Annotated in this window: 18 protein-coding genes; 7 read left to right on the top strand and 11 right to left on the bottom strand. The window is 67.5% G+C overall.

Annotated elements, in window-relative coordinates; translation table 11 throughout:
- Window positions 1-156: 156 nt before the first annotated feature.
- A complete protein-coding gene (locus tag LCF40_RS16700; protein ID WP_224829347.1) occupies window positions 157-1410 on the bottom strand; it encodes a tRNA (N(6)-L-threonylcarbamoyladenosine(37)-C(2))-methylthiotransferase in 1254 nt (417 codons plus the stop codon).
- Between the two features lie 58 nt (window positions 1411-1468).
- Window positions 1469-2488 carry an AI-2E family transporter gene (locus tag LCF40_RS16695; RefSeq protein WP_114577868.1) on the bottom strand — a complete coding sequence of 340 codons (1020 nt, stop codon included), beginning with the start codon at window positions 2486-2488 and terminating at the stop codon, window positions 1469-1471.
- Between the two features lie 167 nt (window positions 2489-2655).
- Between LCF40_RS16695 and LCF40_RS16690 the strand changes: the two genes are divergently transcribed.
- Together LCF40_RS16690 and LCF40_RS16685 are read left to right on the top strand one after the other, a co-directional pair.
- Complete coding sequence (locus tag LCF40_RS16690) at window positions 2656-3378, top strand: HD domain-containing protein (RefSeq protein WP_224829346.1); 723 nt, start codon at window positions 2656-2658, stop codon at window positions 3376-3378.
- A gap of 6 nt (window positions 3379-3384) precedes the next feature.
- Window positions 3385-3927 carry a hypothetical protein gene (locus LCF40_RS16685; RefSeq protein ID WP_224829345.1) on the top strand — a complete coding sequence of 181 codons (543 nt, stop codon included), beginning with the start codon at window positions 3385-3387 and terminating at the stop codon, window positions 3925-3927.
- Here the strand turns inward: LCF40_RS16685 and LCF40_RS16680 are convergent.
- On the bottom strand, window positions 3922-4566 hold the full coding sequence (locus LCF40_RS16680; protein ID WP_224829349.1) for a LysE family translocator: 645 nt from the start codon (window positions 4564-4566) through the stop codon (window positions 3922-3924). The genes LCF40_RS16685 and LCF40_RS16680 overlap by 6 nt on opposite strands.
- A 104-nt stretch (window positions 4567-4670) precedes the next feature.
- On the opposite strand from LCF40_RS16680, the gene LCF40_RS16675 reads away from it, so the two are divergent.
- From LCF40_RS16675 to LCF40_RS16660, 4 genes are all read left to right on the top strand, one after another.
- A complete protein-coding gene (locus LCF40_RS16675; RefSeq protein WP_224829344.1) occupies window positions 4671-5105 on the top strand; it encodes a hypothetical protein in 435 nt (144 codons plus the stop codon).
- Between the two features lie 117 nt (window positions 5106-5222).
- Window positions 5223-6761, top strand: coding sequence for a 2,3-bisphosphoglycerate-independent phosphoglycerate mutase (gpmI, locus tag LCF40_RS16670; protein WP_224829343.1), 1539 nt, complete (start codon window positions 5223-5225; stop codon window positions 6759-6761).
- A gap of 790 nt (window positions 6762-7551) precedes the next feature.
- On the top strand, window positions 7552-8145 hold the full coding sequence (locus LCF40_RS16665) for a twin-arginine translocation signal domain-containing protein (protein ID WP_224829342.1): 594 nt from the start codon (window positions 7552-7554) through the stop codon (window positions 8143-8145).
- Window positions 8145-8465, top strand: coding sequence for a hypothetical protein (locus LCF40_RS16660; RefSeq protein ID WP_224829341.1), 321 nt, complete (start codon window positions 8145-8147; stop codon window positions 8463-8465). Before LCF40_RS16665 ends, LCF40_RS16660 begins: the two co-directional genes overlap by 1 nt.
- A 143-nt stretch (window positions 8466-8608) precedes the next feature.
- Here LCF40_RS16660 and LCF40_RS16655 read toward each other — a convergent pair whose 3' ends face one another.
- Together LCF40_RS16655 and LCF40_RS16650 are read right to left on the bottom strand one after the other, a co-directional pair.
- On the bottom strand, window positions 8609-10114 hold the full coding sequence (locus tag LCF40_RS16655) for an NAD(P)H-dependent oxidoreductase (RefSeq protein WP_224829348.1): 1506 nt from the start codon (window positions 10112-10114) through the stop codon (window positions 8609-8611).
- Between the two features lie 44 nt (window positions 10115-10158).
- Window positions 10159-10629: an NUDIX hydrolase gene (locus tag LCF40_RS16650; protein ID WP_224829340.1), complete on the bottom strand. Its 471-nt coding sequence runs from the start codon at window positions 10627-10629 to the stop codon at window positions 10159-10161.
- A gap of 99 nt (window positions 10630-10728) precedes the next feature.
- Here LCF40_RS16650 and LCF40_RS16645 point away from each other — a divergent pair, with 99 nt between their 5' ends.
- Entirely contained in the window at window positions 10729-12024 is a 1296-nt protein-coding gene (locus tag LCF40_RS16645; RefSeq protein ID WP_224829339.1) for an O-acetylhomoserine aminocarboxypropyltransferase/cysteine synthase family protein, read from the top strand.
- A 3-nt stretch (window positions 12025-12027) separates the two neighbouring features.
- On the opposite strand, the gene LCF40_RS16640 is transcribed toward LCF40_RS16645, so the two are convergent.
- The 6 genes from LCF40_RS16640 to LCF40_RS16615 all read right to left on the bottom strand — a co-directional run bounded on the left by LCF40_RS16640 (window position 12028) and on the right by LCF40_RS16615 (window position 14977).
- Complete coding sequence (locus LCF40_RS16640; protein WP_224829338.1) at window positions 12028-12381, bottom strand: DUF5615 family PIN-like protein; 354 nt, start codon at window positions 12379-12381, stop codon at window positions 12028-12030.
- Window positions 12382-12385: 4 nt separating this feature from the next.
- The gene (locus LCF40_RS16635; protein WP_224829337.1) at window positions 12386-12670 is read right to left on the bottom strand and encodes a DUF433 domain-containing protein; all 285 of its coding nucleotides are present in this window, start codon (window positions 12668-12670) and stop codon (window positions 12386-12388) included.
- A gap of 93 nt (window positions 12671-12763) precedes the next feature.
- Window positions 12764-13117: a four-helix bundle copper-binding protein gene (locus LCF40_RS16630; RefSeq protein ID WP_263623737.1), complete on the bottom strand. Its 354-nt coding sequence runs from the start codon at window positions 13115-13117 to the stop codon at window positions 12764-12766.
- Between the two features lie 60 nt (window positions 13118-13177).
- Window positions 13178-14116: a D-2-hydroxyacid dehydrogenase gene (locus tag LCF40_RS16625; protein WP_224829336.1), complete on the bottom strand. Its 939-nt coding sequence runs from the start codon at window positions 14114-14116 to the stop codon at window positions 13178-13180.
- 73 nt (window positions 14117-14189) lie between these two features.
- On the bottom strand, window positions 14190-14417 hold the full coding sequence (locus LCF40_RS16620; protein WP_224829335.1) for a hypothetical protein: 228 nt from the start codon (window positions 14415-14417) through the stop codon (window positions 14190-14192).
- 230 nt (window positions 14418-14647) lie between these two features.
- On the bottom strand, window positions 14648-14977 hold the full coding sequence (locus LCF40_RS16615) for a hypothetical protein (RefSeq protein WP_224829334.1): 330 nt from the start codon (window positions 14975-14977) through the stop codon (window positions 14648-14650).
- Window positions 14978-15040 lie beyond the last annotated feature (63 nt).

Genomic DNA, 15040 nt, shown 5'->3' with positions numbered 1-15040 from the left:
GAGGTCACGTCCAATTACATTGCCTCTGCCGACCGACCGCACCGGCACAAAAGTCGGTCCGGGACCACAACTCCCGACCGAAGCCACGCAAGCCCCGTCCGCAGAACGCCGAAGGCGTTCAGGGCGGGGTAGTTGACAGACGAGTGAATCGGGGACTCAGACCGGCTCGCCGAACGCGTAAACGGTGTTCTGACCCGTGATCTCGCAGTCGATGAAGTCGCCGGGCTCGATGCCGTACTCGCCGGCGTCCTGAACGATGATCTGACGGTACGCCGAGTCCCGACACTTCACCGAGTCGCCGGTGCCCTCCTCGACGACGAGGACGTCCTCACGGCGTTCGCCGACCATCCCCTCGTAGGCCGCACCGACGACCTCGCTTTTGAGTTCGCTCATCTCCTTCGAGCGCTCCTTCTTGATCGTCCCGCCCAGCCCCTTCAGATCGGCGGCATCGGTTCCGGGACGCTTCGAGAATCGGGTGACGTTGACCTTCTCGGGCCGCGTTTCTCGAAGCAGGGCCATCGACTGGGCGTGGTCGCGGTCGGTTTCGGTGGGGAAGCCGACGATGAAGTCAGTCGAGAGCGTCCAGTACTCTAGAACTGAATCGAAGGTTTCGACGACCTCGACGTACTCGCCCACCTGGTGCTGGCGGCGCATCTCCCCCAAAACGTCGTTGCTGCCCGACTGGACGGGCGCGTGGAGGAAGTCGTAGAGTTCCTCGTTGTCGGCGAACACCTGGGCCAACTCCTCGCGGATGCCGTGAACGCCCTTCGGGTTCGCCATCCCGACCCGAACCCGGAACTCGCCCTCGAGCGCACAGATCCGCGAGAGGAGTTCGGGCAGTTTTCGCTCGCCTTGCTCCCAGCCGTAGACGCCGGTGTCCTGGCCCGTGACGCGGATCTCCGTTGCACCCGCGTGGAGCAGCGCGCGGGCCTTCTCGACGTTTGCCTCGATGGGTGGAGAGTCGATCTTGCCCGTCGCGTGCTTGGTGATGCAGTACGAGCAGTCGGACATGCAGCCCCGCGCGATGGGGAGGATGCCGACGACGCCGTCGAGAACCGGTTCGGCGTCGGGCGTCGTCGTCGGACACTCCCCGTTGGTGACCGCCTCGGGGACCTCGTCCCAGTGGAGGACCTCCCCGTCGACACCGGCCTCGCGGAACGCCTCGCTCTGGGCAATGGCCATACAGCCCGTGACGTAGAGGTCGGCGGTTTCGTCGGCGAGTTCTTCGGCACGACGGAGCATGTTCCGTTCGGTCTTCTCGACGACGGTGCAGGTGTTGAGGATAGCGACGTCGGCCTCGGTGGCGCCTTCGACCTTGCGATGGCCCGCGTCGCGGAGCCGACGCTCGATCGCGGCGCTCTCGCCGCGGTTCGAGGTGCAGCCGTAGGTCTCGATGTGGTAGCGGGCCACGGCGGGAGTGGGGGCTCGCCGGTCAAAAACACGACGGTCCCGCTCGGCGGTCGCCCGGTCAGATGTCGGCGCGCTCGTAGTCGAGTTCGTCGTAGTAGTCGGCGACGACGTTCAGGGTCGCGAGCAGGGCTCCGAGGACGACGGGTCCGAAGAAGAGACCCATGATCCCGAAGGCGTAGACCCCGCCGAGCACCCCGAGGATGATGATCGCGGGATTGAGGTCGGCGTAGCGATCGACGAGGACCGGCCGGAGGTAGTCGTCAGAGAGGCTGACGACGATCAGACAGTAGACGGCGAGCCCCGCCGCGAACACGGGCTCGCCGGTAACGAACAGGTAGGCGATCGCGGGCCCCCAGATGAGAAAGGAGCCGACCAGCGGGATCAACGCGAGGATTATCATCACGAACGTCCAGAAAGCGGCGTTGGGGATCCCCGTCACGAACAGGCCGATTCCGGCGATCCCGCCCTGGATGAGCGCGATCAGGACGTGACCGAGCAGGACGGCGGCCATCACGGCGTCGAGTTCCTCGTAGAGTTCCGACTGGACGTCGTCGGGAAGCGGCGAGGTCGCGTGGAGCCACCCCATGAGCTCGCGGCCGTCACGGAGGAAGTAGTAGATCAGGAACAGCGCCAGCCCGAGCCCGACGGCGGCGTGGGTCGCGGCGCTGAACCAGGTCGTCGACTGCTCGACGACGACCATCCCGATCTGCTGGCCGGAGTCCCCGACCGCGCCCGCGATGTCGACCTCCCGGCCGGTCAGGTTCTGGATCCGGCTCTCGACCATGCCGACCTGGAGTGCCTCCGGGTCGAGGTTCGAAACGATCGAGGCGGCGTCGCCGGCGACCGCCGCGATGACGACCGCGAACGGGACGAAAAAGGCGGCGATCGCGAACACGATCAGCACGAACGCCGAGATCGTCGGCGACGTCCGGGGGGCGAGACGCCGGTGGAGGGGCGCGAGGACGTACGCGACGAGGATCGCGAGGAGGACGTACTGGACGAACGGGATCACCAGTAGATAGGAGAGAACGGCGAAGACGGCGACCAGCGCAAGCAGGTATCCCTTGCTCAGGTTCACACGAAACCGTTCAGCCGACGGACGCATAAGGCCACTGCAGTCAATACAACCGCCTCGACTCCGAGAGCGGACTTCCCGTCGGGAGTGACCTGAACCAAAGGCTAAAGAGTGAAACCGACCATCATTCGGGTAATGACTATCGTTCGTACGCCGCGGAGGGATCCATCGTGGGCGTCGAGATAACCGAAACCGAGGTGAGCGACGCGGAGTTCGAGGCGATGACGGCGTTCGTCTTCGAGTATCTCGCCGCCAGCGTCGAGAAGGAAACCGAGGGCGGCCGGATGCGGTGGTATCCGTGGCACTCCGCGGAGTACCGCCACAACCATATCCTGAACGTCGTCTCGCTCGCGACGGAGATCGCCGAACGGGAGGGCGCCGACGTCGACGTCACCCGGGTCGCCGCCGTCTTCCACGACGTCGCCAAACTCGAGGCCGACCAGGAACTCCACGCCGAGGCCGGCGCCCGGGTCGCCCGGGAGTACCTCGAGTCCCGCGGGGAGTACCCCGAGTCGTTCGTCTCACAGGTGTGTCGCGCGATCGAACACCACTCCTACCAGGGCTCGGTTAGCGACGTTCCCCTCGAGGCACAGTCGCTGATCGAGGCCGACCTCCTCGACAAGATCGGCGCCAACGGCACCGTCCTCATGCTGTTGCGGATGGGTTACGAGGCCCGCACGCACATGGAGGCCGACGAGATGGTCGATCGGGTTCTAGAACGCGGGCGGACGGCCGCCGACCGGATCGAGAGCCCGACCGCCGAGAGCATCGCCCACCAGCGGCTCAAACGGGTGAAGTGGTTCCGCGAGTGGCTCGGCGAGGAGATCGCAGGAATGGACGGCCACCGCTCCAACCGTGACGACCGCGGCGACCCCACCGGCGACGGAACGTAAGCGCCCGTGGGCCTCCCCGATCGGGAACTCGGCGCGGCGATCGAGTCCGCTCTCGAGGACGACGCCCGGCGTCCCCGTCGGGTCCACGCGCTGTTCGAGGACTACCCGCCCGCGCCGGCGCTGTACGCCGAGTTCGACGTGGATAGCGCCGGCAACGGCGCGGAAAACGACGACGGCGTGGCGCGGGAGGTCGCTCCGGACGAGGACGGCGAGGAGGTCGCGGTGATCGTCCATAACTTCCGGTACTACCCCCTCGGGATGGAGCGCTGGGGCGTCGGCATCGTCGAACTGCTCGTCCTGAACGAGCTTCACGAACTCACCCACTGGGCGATGACGGGCGGCGAACGCGAGTACTTCGACGACCGGAGCCGGCGCCACCACCGCGGGGACGGCTACTGGCTCAACCCACCCCTGCTGGAGGTCATCGACTGGCTTCCCCGCGACCACCCCGACGTGCTCGAGGCGGAGCCGCCGGTCACGGCGCTGGGACGGCTCCGACGACGGGTCGTCGGGTGGCTCAGTCGCCAGCGGGCGCGCCTAGAGCTATAGCAAACCCGCAACCCCGAGCCAGCAGAAGACGAGGCCGAAGCCCGCGAGCACGAGGGCGCTACCGGCCGAGACGATCGGCGCGAGCGCGTTGATCCGGTCACCGGCCGCGACCAGGCCCGCGGGGTAGGCGACGACCCAGATCGCGATCCCCGCGAAAAACCCCAGGAGCAGCGCCGGGCTCCCGGTCTCGATCGGGACCGAGCCGACGAGGTCGCCCAGCGGAACGTGGTCGGCGAGGTCGATCGTGCCGGGCCGGACGAGGCCGACGCCGGCGGTGAGCCAGAACGCGAGCTGGTAGGGATTGGTAAGCGAGAGCACGAACGTCTTCCGAAAGCCCGCGACGGGCCGCTCGGCCGGGACGAACGAGCCCGCTAGCGAGCCGACTGCGTCGGCCGCGAAGACGAGCATGAGCAGCCCGCCGACCAGAAAGAGGAGAGCCTCGAGAGCCTCGGAGCGGGAGACGACGCCCGCGAGCCCGCCGATCGTGAGGACGAACAGCAGGACGTCCGCCGACATCGCACCGACGCCGGCCCGGAACCCGGCCACCCAGCCCCGCGTGACGCTCTCGGCGGCGATGATCGCGTTCATCGGACCGGGCGGCGCCGCGAGCGCGATTCCGAAGACGGCGCCGACGGCCATGGAGACGAGGACGGCCACGTCGTGGATCGGGAGCGAGGGGAGAAAAACGGCCCGTATCGGCGCCGACGCGAACACTTATTGTCAACGGCGAAAACGGTCCGACCATGGCCTCCACCCGCAGAGCAGCCCTCGGAGCGGGGGCTGCGTTCGTCCTCCTCCCGACGGCCGGCTGTCTCGGATCGCTGACCGACTCCGCGGAGCCCGTCTCGGTCTGTGAGGTCTCCGTGACGAACGCCGACGACGAGGACCGCGTCGTCTCCCTGCGGCTCCGAAACGGCGACGAGACGGTCTACGAGGACGCCGTCTCCCTCCGGGCCGTCGATCGCTCCGGGCTCGACCACGCGGCCGTCACCAGGGAGGACCTCCCCGGCGAGGGGGAGGGAACCCGCCTCGAGGCGCGCCTGGAGGGCGGGACCTGGAGCGGGGCCGACCTCGAAGAGGTCGGCGACCCCGCGGTCGTCCAGGTCACCGTCCGGAACGATCCCCTCGACCTCGAGTTCGTCAACCCAGTCGGCGACGAGCCCGACTGTCCCTACTGAGACAGCCTTCCGGCCCGTGTCCCGTCGAACCCGCTATCCGTCGGCGGATCCGACACGCGGCGATCCGTATGCCCCGCGAGCGACAGGTAGTTAGGGCTGCCAGCCGACTCGCCGGACATGGACGGGGCACTCATCGTCCTCGACGGCTGGGGGCTCGGCGGGGCGGACGATCCATCGGGCCGGAAGGCCGGACGCGACGCGGTCGAAACCGCCCACACCCCCGTGATGGACCGCCTCACACGAGCGGGTGCCGCGGGACGGCTCGAGGTCGCCGGCCGGCGGGTCGGGCTCCCCGACGGCCAGATGGGAAACAGCGAGGTCGGCCACCTGAACATCGGCGCCGGCCGGGTCGTCCACCAGGAGTACACCCGGATCGGCGACTCGATCGCCGACGGCAGCTTTCGAGAGAACAGCGCGATCACCGACGCCTTCGAACACGCCCGGGAATCGGGCGGGCGGGTCCACTTTCTAGGACTCGTCAGCGACGGGGGCGTCCACTCGGATCACCGCCACCTCCACGCCCTGATAAGGATGGCCGCCGACCGCGAGGTCGAGGCGGTTACCCACGCGATCACCGACGGCCGGGACACCTCCCCGACCGGCGGCCGCGAATATTTGGGAGCGCTCGAGGACGTGATCGAATCCGAGGGGACCGGCGACGTCGCGACCGTGACGGGCCGGTACTACGCGATGGACCGCGATCACAACTGGGAACGGACGAAGCGGGCGTACGACGCCATCGTCTCCCGGGAGGCCCCCCACTCGGCGGCGTCGGCCGTCGAGGCCGTCGAAGCGTCCTACGACCGGGGGGAAACCGACGAGTTCGTCGAGCCGACGCTGGTCGCGGGAGGAAAGATCCTCGAGGAGGGCGACTCGGTCGTATGGTTCAACTTCCGGGCCGACCGGGCCCGCCAGCTCACCCGAATGCTCGCGGATATCGATCCCGAGTGGGAGTTCGCGACCGCCCCGCCGGAGGTGGAAGTCGTGACGATGACCCAGTACGACGCCACGTTCGACCTTCCGGTGGCCTACCCGCCGAACCAGCCCTCCCAGGTCCTGGGGGAGGTGCTCGCCGACGCCGGGCGGACACAGCTCCGGACCGCCGAATCCGAGAAGTACCCCCACGTCACGTACTTCCTGAACGGGGGGAGAGAGGTCGCCTTCGAGGGCGAGCGCCGGGAGATCATTGAGAGCCCCGACGTCCCGACCTACGACCACCAGCCCGAGATGAGCGCCCCCGAACTGACCGACACGGCAATCGACGCGATCAGAGGGCCCGAGAGCTCCGACGTGATGGTGCTCAACTACGCGAATCCCGACATGGTCGGCCACACCGGCGACTACCGTGCGGCCGTCGCGGCCGTCGAGGCCGTCGACACCCAACTGGGTCGTCTCGCCGACGCCCTGGCGGACGCGGGCGCCCACGTTCTCATTACCGCAGATCACGGCAACGCAGACGACATGGGCACCGAGGAAGAGCCCCACACGGCCCACACCTACAACGAGGTCCCCTTCGTCTACGTCGCCCCCGACGGGACCGACGGCGGGCGGACGGTCCGCCCCGGCGGAACGCTCGCCGACATCGCGCCGACCCTGTTGGAACTGATCGGTGTAACCCAGCCCCCCGAGATGACCGGGGAACCGTTGCTCGAGTAGCGACGACGGATCGCGGGAGAGAGCGAGTTCATCGTTCTTCCGTTCGTTTCGAGGCGGCGAGAACGCGTAGTTCCCCCCTCGGGTCGACGAGTCCACTCGAACGTGTGGCGCGAGTGGATCCGTGACGCGTAGAGCTCCGTGAAAAATCACGGTCACTTCGATGACCGTGAGGTGTGACGACCGGAGCGAGAGATTCCGGACGAGAGGTTGTGGAGGAGTATCCCCCACAGAAGAAGATAGGCAGCCACAGCCTCGTAAATATGTCCTATCCTACAAGAGAATATGGCGAAACTCCGAATTTCTTCACGGAGAGGATCAGGCAGTATGACCGTCGCGACTGCTACGTTCTCGGTGGCATCCCGTTGTGGACAACGGTAGTCAGTTCGCCTACTAGAGGCACAACCCCCGTTCTCAGTGGACTCCGAAGTTCGAATAGGAGGAGGATACAGCGGCGCGCGGTTCTCGTCCGTGTTCAATAGTGCACTGATATAGACCCCCGACTACGGCCGAGTGGAGGGGAGCGGAAGCGAATCCGGAAGATCGGACTCACGAACTGTAGAGGCAGCCTAGAGCGCTGTAAGGCGTCCCTATTCACGACTAGAAGGGGTCCGAGGGGAGTTGGTGCCGAGAACGGTACTACAGGAGACCTTCCATCCGCTGAGCCCTCGGAGAGCGTTTCGGGAGCGAGAGGAATCGCGTTCAACAGATCGCTGTCGGGTGGAACAGTAGGCGGCCTTTATCCTGAAATCCGGTCAAGGGGTCGTACGCCCCATCCGGGGCGAGAGAGACAATGAGCGACAAGACACAGACCAACGACTCGAGACGATCGTTTATGAAAAAGGGCGCGCTCGCGGCCGGCGCGCTGGCCATCGGTGCGGGCGCGTCCGCACCGAGTGTTGCCGCCCAGGAAGACGGGAACGCGCTCGTCTTCTCGTACGATTACCACCCGGGACAGAGCTTCGACGTGGTCGCCCAGCTCGAACAGAGCACGACTGTGAACGTCCTCCAAGTCGACGACGAGACGGTCTCGGAGATCTCCCAGCCCGACGACTACACGGGTCACGTCATCCGGTACAACCTCGATGGGTCGGCAGGGATCACCGCGTTCCTGTTCTCCCAGGACGTCAGCCTCAGTGCCGGCGACAGCGGCACCCTCGGCGAGGACGCCTCGATGTTCAGCCCCGAACTCAACCTCCTCTCGACCGACCTCGGCGGCGGAGGCGGCGGAGGTAACGGGAACGGCAACGGCAATGGAGGCAACGGGAACGGTAATGGCGGTGGAAACGGCGGTGGAAACGGCGGCGGCAACGGCGGTGGAAATGGCGGCGGCAATGGCGGTGGCAACGGAGGCGGAAACGGCGGCGGCAACGGGGGCGGTAACTGATGGCGCTACAGGAGGACGGCAACGTCCTCGCCTTCGCCTACGACTACCACCCAGGACAAAGCTTCGAGGTCGTTGCGGAACTCGAACAGGCCACGACGGTTAGTTCTCTCCAGGAGGACGACGAGACGGTCTCGGAGATCTCCCAGCCCGACGACTACTCGGGCTACGTCATCCGCTACGACATCGGCAACGGAGCAGGGATCACCGCCTTCCTGTTCTCCCGGGACGAGAACCTGAGCGCCGACGATACCGGGAGCCTCGGCGAGGACGCTTCGATGTTCAGCCCCACGCTCAACCTCCTCTCGACCAACCTCGACTGACCGGCACCGACTCCACCCCTCATTTAGATTTTATTTCGGGAGCGAAACCTGAGAGATTACTCGGCGTGAACGAACTCGCGGGACGAGCTCGCTTCGAGAAAGGCGTGACGTACTCGTTGTTCTCCGGGATGCAATCACGCGGCTCAGAGCAGGGAGTACAGGGGCACGACCGCGAACCAGATGAGATAGGAGAGCGCAAGGACCATCAGCCGGTCGATCCGGCGTGGTTCCGGCCGCCTGTAGAGTCCGCGAACGGCCCACGCGATCGCGAGCCCGTGGGGTATCGACAGGGCGACGAGAGGATCGTAGCCCGGAACCCCCCGCGAAATCCAGAGGATCCCGGCTGCGGCCGCCGCCAGGGCGGTCCCCGCCGCGACCACCACGGCGCCGTCGATGCCGAACCGAACGGCGATCGTCCGCTTTCCGGCGGTGCGGTCGGCATCCCGATCGGGGACGCCCGCGAGCGTGATCGAAGGAAGGACCGACAGCAGGAAGGGGAGCCCGAGCAGCCACGGCAGCGGATCGCTCGAGGCACCGCCCGCGAGCAGGAATCCCACGAGCAGGACGCCGATGCTGTGGGTGACGGCGACGTCGAGTTCGCCGAGCGTCCGGTAGGAAAGCGAGAGCGGCGGCAGGGTGTAGCCGAGCGCGAGCGCCGCCAGGACGGCCATCGCCGTGGCCGTCGCGAGCGTCGAGCCGGCTCCGACGGCCAGCGCCCCGACTCCGGCAACGGCGGCGAGCGACCCCGTGAGGAGCGCGCCCCGCCGAACCTCCCCGAATCCGAGGTCGCCCTCGACCAGCACCCGGGAACCACCTGTAAACGGCCCTGCGTACGCGTTCTCGGTGTCGGTTTCGTAGTCCGCGTACTCGTTGGTGAGCACCGTCGTCGCCTCGAGGAAGAAGACGAACACGAACCCGAGCCAGATCGCGAGCGCGGAGAACGCGTCCGTACCGGCGGCGGCGAGGGCGCCGAGTGCGTAGGCGAGCAGCGACATCGGGTAGAACTGCAGGCGAAGCGCCGAGAGCCACGATTTCAGCCGGCGGCGGGCTCTGACCGAACGAGGTTCGGGGCCATTCTCGAGGCTTTCGCCCAGCCGGGTCGCCTCCGCAAGCCACTCCGTGCGGTCGCTCGGGTCGGACTCCCGGACCGGCCCGAGGTTCGTCACCCGCGTCGTCCGAACCCCGACGAATCCCAGGGTAGCGCGTTTCATCGCGTCGTTGCCGGGCTGGCGGTAGATGAAGCGGTAGACCCACGGCGGCATGTCCATCGTCGAGATCAGTTCGGCGGTCCGGCCCGAGAGCAGGGAGTCGTGACCCGGCCCCTCGCCCTCGAAGGAGAAGGCGAAACCGGGCGTCAGCACCCGATCGAGAAAGCCCTTGAGCTGCGCCGGCATCGTCCCCCACCAGTTCGGGTAGACGAACGCGAGGTGGTCGGCCCACCGCAGCCGGCGCTGGGCGTCGATCAGGTCGGACTCCATCTCCTGGTTCTCAGGGGAGTCGGCGTGGACGTCGGGGTCGAACTCGAGGTCGGCGACGGCGAGTTCCTGGACCTCGGCGCCCGCCTCGCGTGCGCCCTCGCAGTAGGCCTTGGCAAGCGCGGCCCCGAAACTGTCGGTCCGGGGGTGGCCGAGCACGACGAGGACGTTCAGCTCCTCGCCTTCCGGAGGATCCGACGGACGGTCGGGACGGTTAATCACCGTCCTCCTGCGGCCTCGATCGCCTCGCGGCCGAGCGCGACGACGTCCTCGTCTACGTCGCTAGCGCGGAGGTCCTCGGGTGTGTACCACCGCCAGCCCTCGACGCCGACCTCGCCGTCCGCAGGGTCAATCTCGCGAGAGGGGACCGTCGCGTAGTAGATATGGTCGACGTGCTGGTGGGCGACCCGGCCGTCGTGGACGTCGATGTCGTAGAGCATCTGCCGTCGGGGTCGCGGGAGCGGACGGCCGGTTTCGGTCTCGATCCGTCGATCCTGGGTCGGGATGATCGTCGCCTCGAGGCCGGTTTCCTCGCGGCACTCCCGGATCGCCGTCTCGTGGGGGAGTTCGTCCCGGTCAACGTGGCCTCCCGGCGGGATCCGGATGCCCAGCCGGCGGTGGTCGTGGAGGGCAGTCGCGCCGTCGGCGACGACGTAGACGGTCGCGGTGAAGTGACGCGTCGTCTCCATACCCCGTGCATGATCGACGACGAAATAGGTCTCCCGCTTGCCCGACGAGCGAACCGCGGCCGGGGAAGAACCAAATCCCCTCGCTGCGATGGCCTCTCCATGGCAGACGACAGCGACGCCGACGAGCACCGATTCGCGACCGACAGCGTCCACGCCGGCGCCGACCCCGACCCGACGACCGGCGCGCGGGCGCCCCCGATCCACCAGACGACCTCCTATGTCTTCGAGGATACCGAGCACGCCGCCGCCCTCTTCGGGCTGGAGGAGGCCGGCAACATCTACTCGCGGATCATGAATCCGACGAACGCGATGCTCGAGGAGCGCGTGGCGACCCTGGAAGGCGGCGCGGGCGCCATCGCGACGGCCTCGGGGATGGCCGCCCTCGATCTCGCAACCTTCGTCCTCGCCGACGTCGGCGACAACGTCGTTTCCGCCTCGTCGCTCTACGGCGGGACCTACACCTACCTCACCCACACCGTCGAGAAGCGCGGCGTCGAGACGACGTTCGTCGATACCCTCGACTACGACGCCTACGAGGAGGCGATCGATTCGGACACGGCGTTCGTCCACTGCGAGACGATCGGAAACCCTGCGCTCGTCACCCCCGACATCGAGCGGTTGGCCGACATCGCACACGAGAACGACGTTCCCCTCTTCGTGGACAACACGTTCGCGACGCCCTACCTCTGCCGGCCGCTCGAGCACGGCGCGGACCTCGTCTGGCACTCGACGACGAAGTGGATCCACGGCGCCGGTTCGACGATCGGCGGGATGCTCGTCGATGGCGGCTCGTTCCCGTGGCCGGAGGGCGACTATCCCGAGATCACCGAGCCCAACCCCGCCTACCACGGGATCAATTTCCACGAGACGTTCGGCGACGCGGCCTTCCTGGCGGTCGCCCGGACACGGGGCCTGCGGGACCTGGGCAACCAGCAGTCGCCGTTCGACGCCTGGGTCACCCTCCAGAAACTCGAGAGCCTTCCCCTCCGGATGGAAAAACACTGCGAGAACGCGATGGCCGTCGCGGAGTACCTCGAAGAGCACCCCGAGATCTCGTGGGTCAACTACCCCGGCCTCGAGAGCCATGAGACCCACGACGCGGCCGCGGAGTACCTCGACGGGGGGTACGGTGGAATGATTACCTTCGGGCTCGAGGGTGGCTACGACGCGGCCGAAACCGTCTGCAACGAGGTCTCGCTGGCGAGCCTGCTCGCGAACGTCGGCGACGCGAAGACCCTGATCATCCACCCCGCGAGCACGACCCACCAGCAGCTCTCGGAGGAAGAAAAACTCGCCAGCGGCACGACCGACGACATGGTCCGGCTCTCGGTCGGCATCGAGGACGTCGCGGACGTCATCGCCGACCTGGATCGGGCGATCGAAGCGGCGGAGTGAGGCTCAAAGCCAGTCGCTCAGGTAAAACTCGCTTCCCGAGATCTCGTCGGCCGGGATCGTCGCCGCGATGCGATCGACGGCGTCGGCTGCCCGTTCCGGATTCCGCTGGAGAAGCGCCTGCTCGGTGTAGATCACGCCGCCGTGGTCGGTAACGAGCGAGCCATCGATCACGGCGAACCGTGTATCGCAGGTCACGACGACGCGGTCGGTTGCACGACCGAACTCGAGGAGACGGCGATCCGGAGTTCCTTCGGGGAACTCGTCTTTCGCCCGGAGGACGTCGTACCCGAGCGCGTCTATCGCGGTGAGAAAGGGGCCCGGAACGTGCTCGTCGGTGAGGAGTCGGATCCCAGCCATCGCCCTACCGGGAGTCGTTCGCCTCGATCGGGGGCTTCACGGTCCGCGAATCGAGAGCGTCGCGGTCTGTTTCCCGTCGTTCCCGGAATCGACGGATCTCCTCGGGGTTGGTGTAGTAGTAGGCGAGGGCCTCGTAGACCTCGCCGAGCGAGAGATCGAGTCCGTTTGCGGCCTCGGCGGGCGTCCGGTCGGCAGCCATCACCGCGTCGTGGACGTCGAGGACGCTGATTCTGGTTCCCTCGAGACGGGGGAGCCCATGGAGCACCTCCTCGTCGGCCGTGATGGACATACCGACGAATAGGACCGAGTACCACTTACCCGTTCCGGCGGTGTAAACGTACGACCCGTGGCTCGGATTGCGTCGATCCGTCAAGCTACCGGATCACCCGGAGGCCATCTCTCGACAGGAGTCGGCACAGTCGGGGAGGACCTCGGCACACGCCTGGCAGTGGTCGTGGTCGTGCTCCGCACACTCCTCGGCGCACTCCTCGCAGAGGTCGGCACAGACCGCGGCGAGGTCGCCGCTGTACGCGGAGTTTCTCGACATCAGCCGGGCGTGCAGCGAGGCGACGTCGGCGACGTCCCGACAGAGGCGAATGCAGCGAGCCATCCCCTCGCCCTCGTCGGCGCAGGCGTCGGCACACCACTCGCAGACCTGGGCGGCCTCCAGGCAGTTTCGAAGACAGTCCTGGCTCCGCTCGTCGAGGTGGTCGATCCGCTCTAGGTCGATCTCCATTGCACCAGTGACGACGAGCGCGTCCCACCTCAAACCCCCACGTGCTCTCGCAAGCGGGGCTCAGACGATCCGGTTTTCCAGCTCCTCGCCCGCGAGAAACGCCTCGAGACTGGTCGCGAAGAGGTCGCCGACCCGGTCGAAGTAGTGGGGCGTCGAGCCTGCCATGTGCGGGGTCACGAGGACGTTCGGGAGGTCCCACAGCGGCGACTCCTGGGGAAGTGGCTCCTCGTCGAAGACGTCGAGTGCGGCGCCGCCGATCCGTCCCTGCTGGAGGGCCGAGACCAGCGCCTCCTTCTCTATCACCTCCCCGCGAGCGATGTTGACGATCACTGCATCGGAGGACAGGGTCTCGAATACTTCCCGGTCGATCATCCTGCGGGTCTCGTCGGTGAGCGGGCAGGCGACGACGAGATAGTCGGCCTGCCGGTAGACCTCGGCGACCTCCTCGGGCGGGTAGACCTCGTTCGTGGCCTCGGGGGCATCGGAGGGGTCGCGCTTGGTACCGACCACCCTCGACCCCACCGCCGAGGCGAGTTCGGCGACCCGGCCGCCGATCGCGCCCAGTCCAACCACGCCGACGGTCTTGTGTCCCAACTCGCCGCCTTCGTGGGCGAGCCAGATACCGTCCCGCTGGCGATCTCTCGCCTCGAGCAGGCCCCGCTCGAAGGCGAGCATCGCGCCCAGAACCTGCTCGCCGATCGGCTGGGCGTGGACCCCCGAGGCGGTCGTCAGCGTGATTCCCCGCGCCTCCAGAGCGTCCACGTCGTAGTGGTCGTAGCCGGCACTGGTCGCCTGGACCCATTCTAGGTTCTCGGCCCGCTCGAGCCACTCCTCGGGGAGCCGCGGCGTCAGCGCGATCGTCGCCGCCTCGAAGCCCTCGCGAGACTCCGCGGGGGTTTCGGCGATCTCGACTGCGAGGCGGTCCCCCGCAGCGTCCTCGAGGGTGGCTTTCGCATCGGGCGAATAGGGGTGCGGGATCAGGAGCCGGTGGTCGGTCATGGCGGGAGTCGGCGACGGACGGTGTTCGGGCTTTCCGTCCCGGTCCGGGTTGCCGGAGCCAGAGGGGTGGCGGTCACTCCCGAAGATCGGCGAGGTCGGGGTGGGAGTCGGGACCGGTTCCGACCGGCTCGCCCGCCCGCAGGCGGTCGCGGACCCGCTGCCAGCCGGCGTGGCGCGCGAGGACGTAAATCGGGATGCGATCGACGCCGAGTAGCTTCGCGATCGAGAGCCGGTGGAGTCCCCGGTGGCGCCAGAGCAAGGCGCCGTCGCGGCCGACGTTGATCCCCACCTCGTTGAGCATGGGGTGGCTTCGCTCGTTGTTCCCCTCCCCGATCCCTTCGGTCCCTTCCCGGACGGCCAGTGCGGCCTGGCTCCGATACCGCTCGCTTTCGATGCGGTCGTAGAGCGCGTCGATCGCCGTCAGCCGGCGGTCGCGTTCGGCTTCCGTCTCGCACCGCCGGCGTCAGAGGCCGTCCTCGGAGCCGGCGAGCAGCGCCGCGTACAGATCCGTCTCGGCCCAGTCGGCACCCTCTACGAACCGTTTCTCGAGCGAGCGGTGGACGTCGGTCGCCGCGAACCGTTCTCCCGGTGGCGATCCCAGTGGCCGCCCGCGACCCGGCCGAAGATCCGTGGCACCTCGTCGCGGTTGACGTGGTGGGTGATCGCCGCAGGATCGACCCACAGCAACGGTAGGGGGTCGGCGTCGGTGTAGCGGGCCGGCCACGTCGCCCGCTGGAGGCGGTGGATCGCCCGCAGCGCGGGCCCCTGAAGGCGCCACTCGAGCCGGGGGACCGCCCCGATCTTGAGAAGGTATTCGGCGGCGACTCGCTCGAGCACCCGCGGGCGGTGTGGCGGCGACATGAACGTGGATTCGCGGGATGTCCGGGCGTCGACTGAGCGGTTGCGTTTGGACGCCTGCAATCG

Source organism: Saliphagus infecundisoli (genome assembly GCF_020177375.1).
In the GTDB taxonomy this organism is placed as follows: Archaea; Halobacteriota; Halobacteria; order Halobacteriales; family Natrialbaceae; genus Saliphagus; species Saliphagus infecundisoli.
This window is presented reverse-complemented; position numbering and strand designations above follow the sequence as displayed.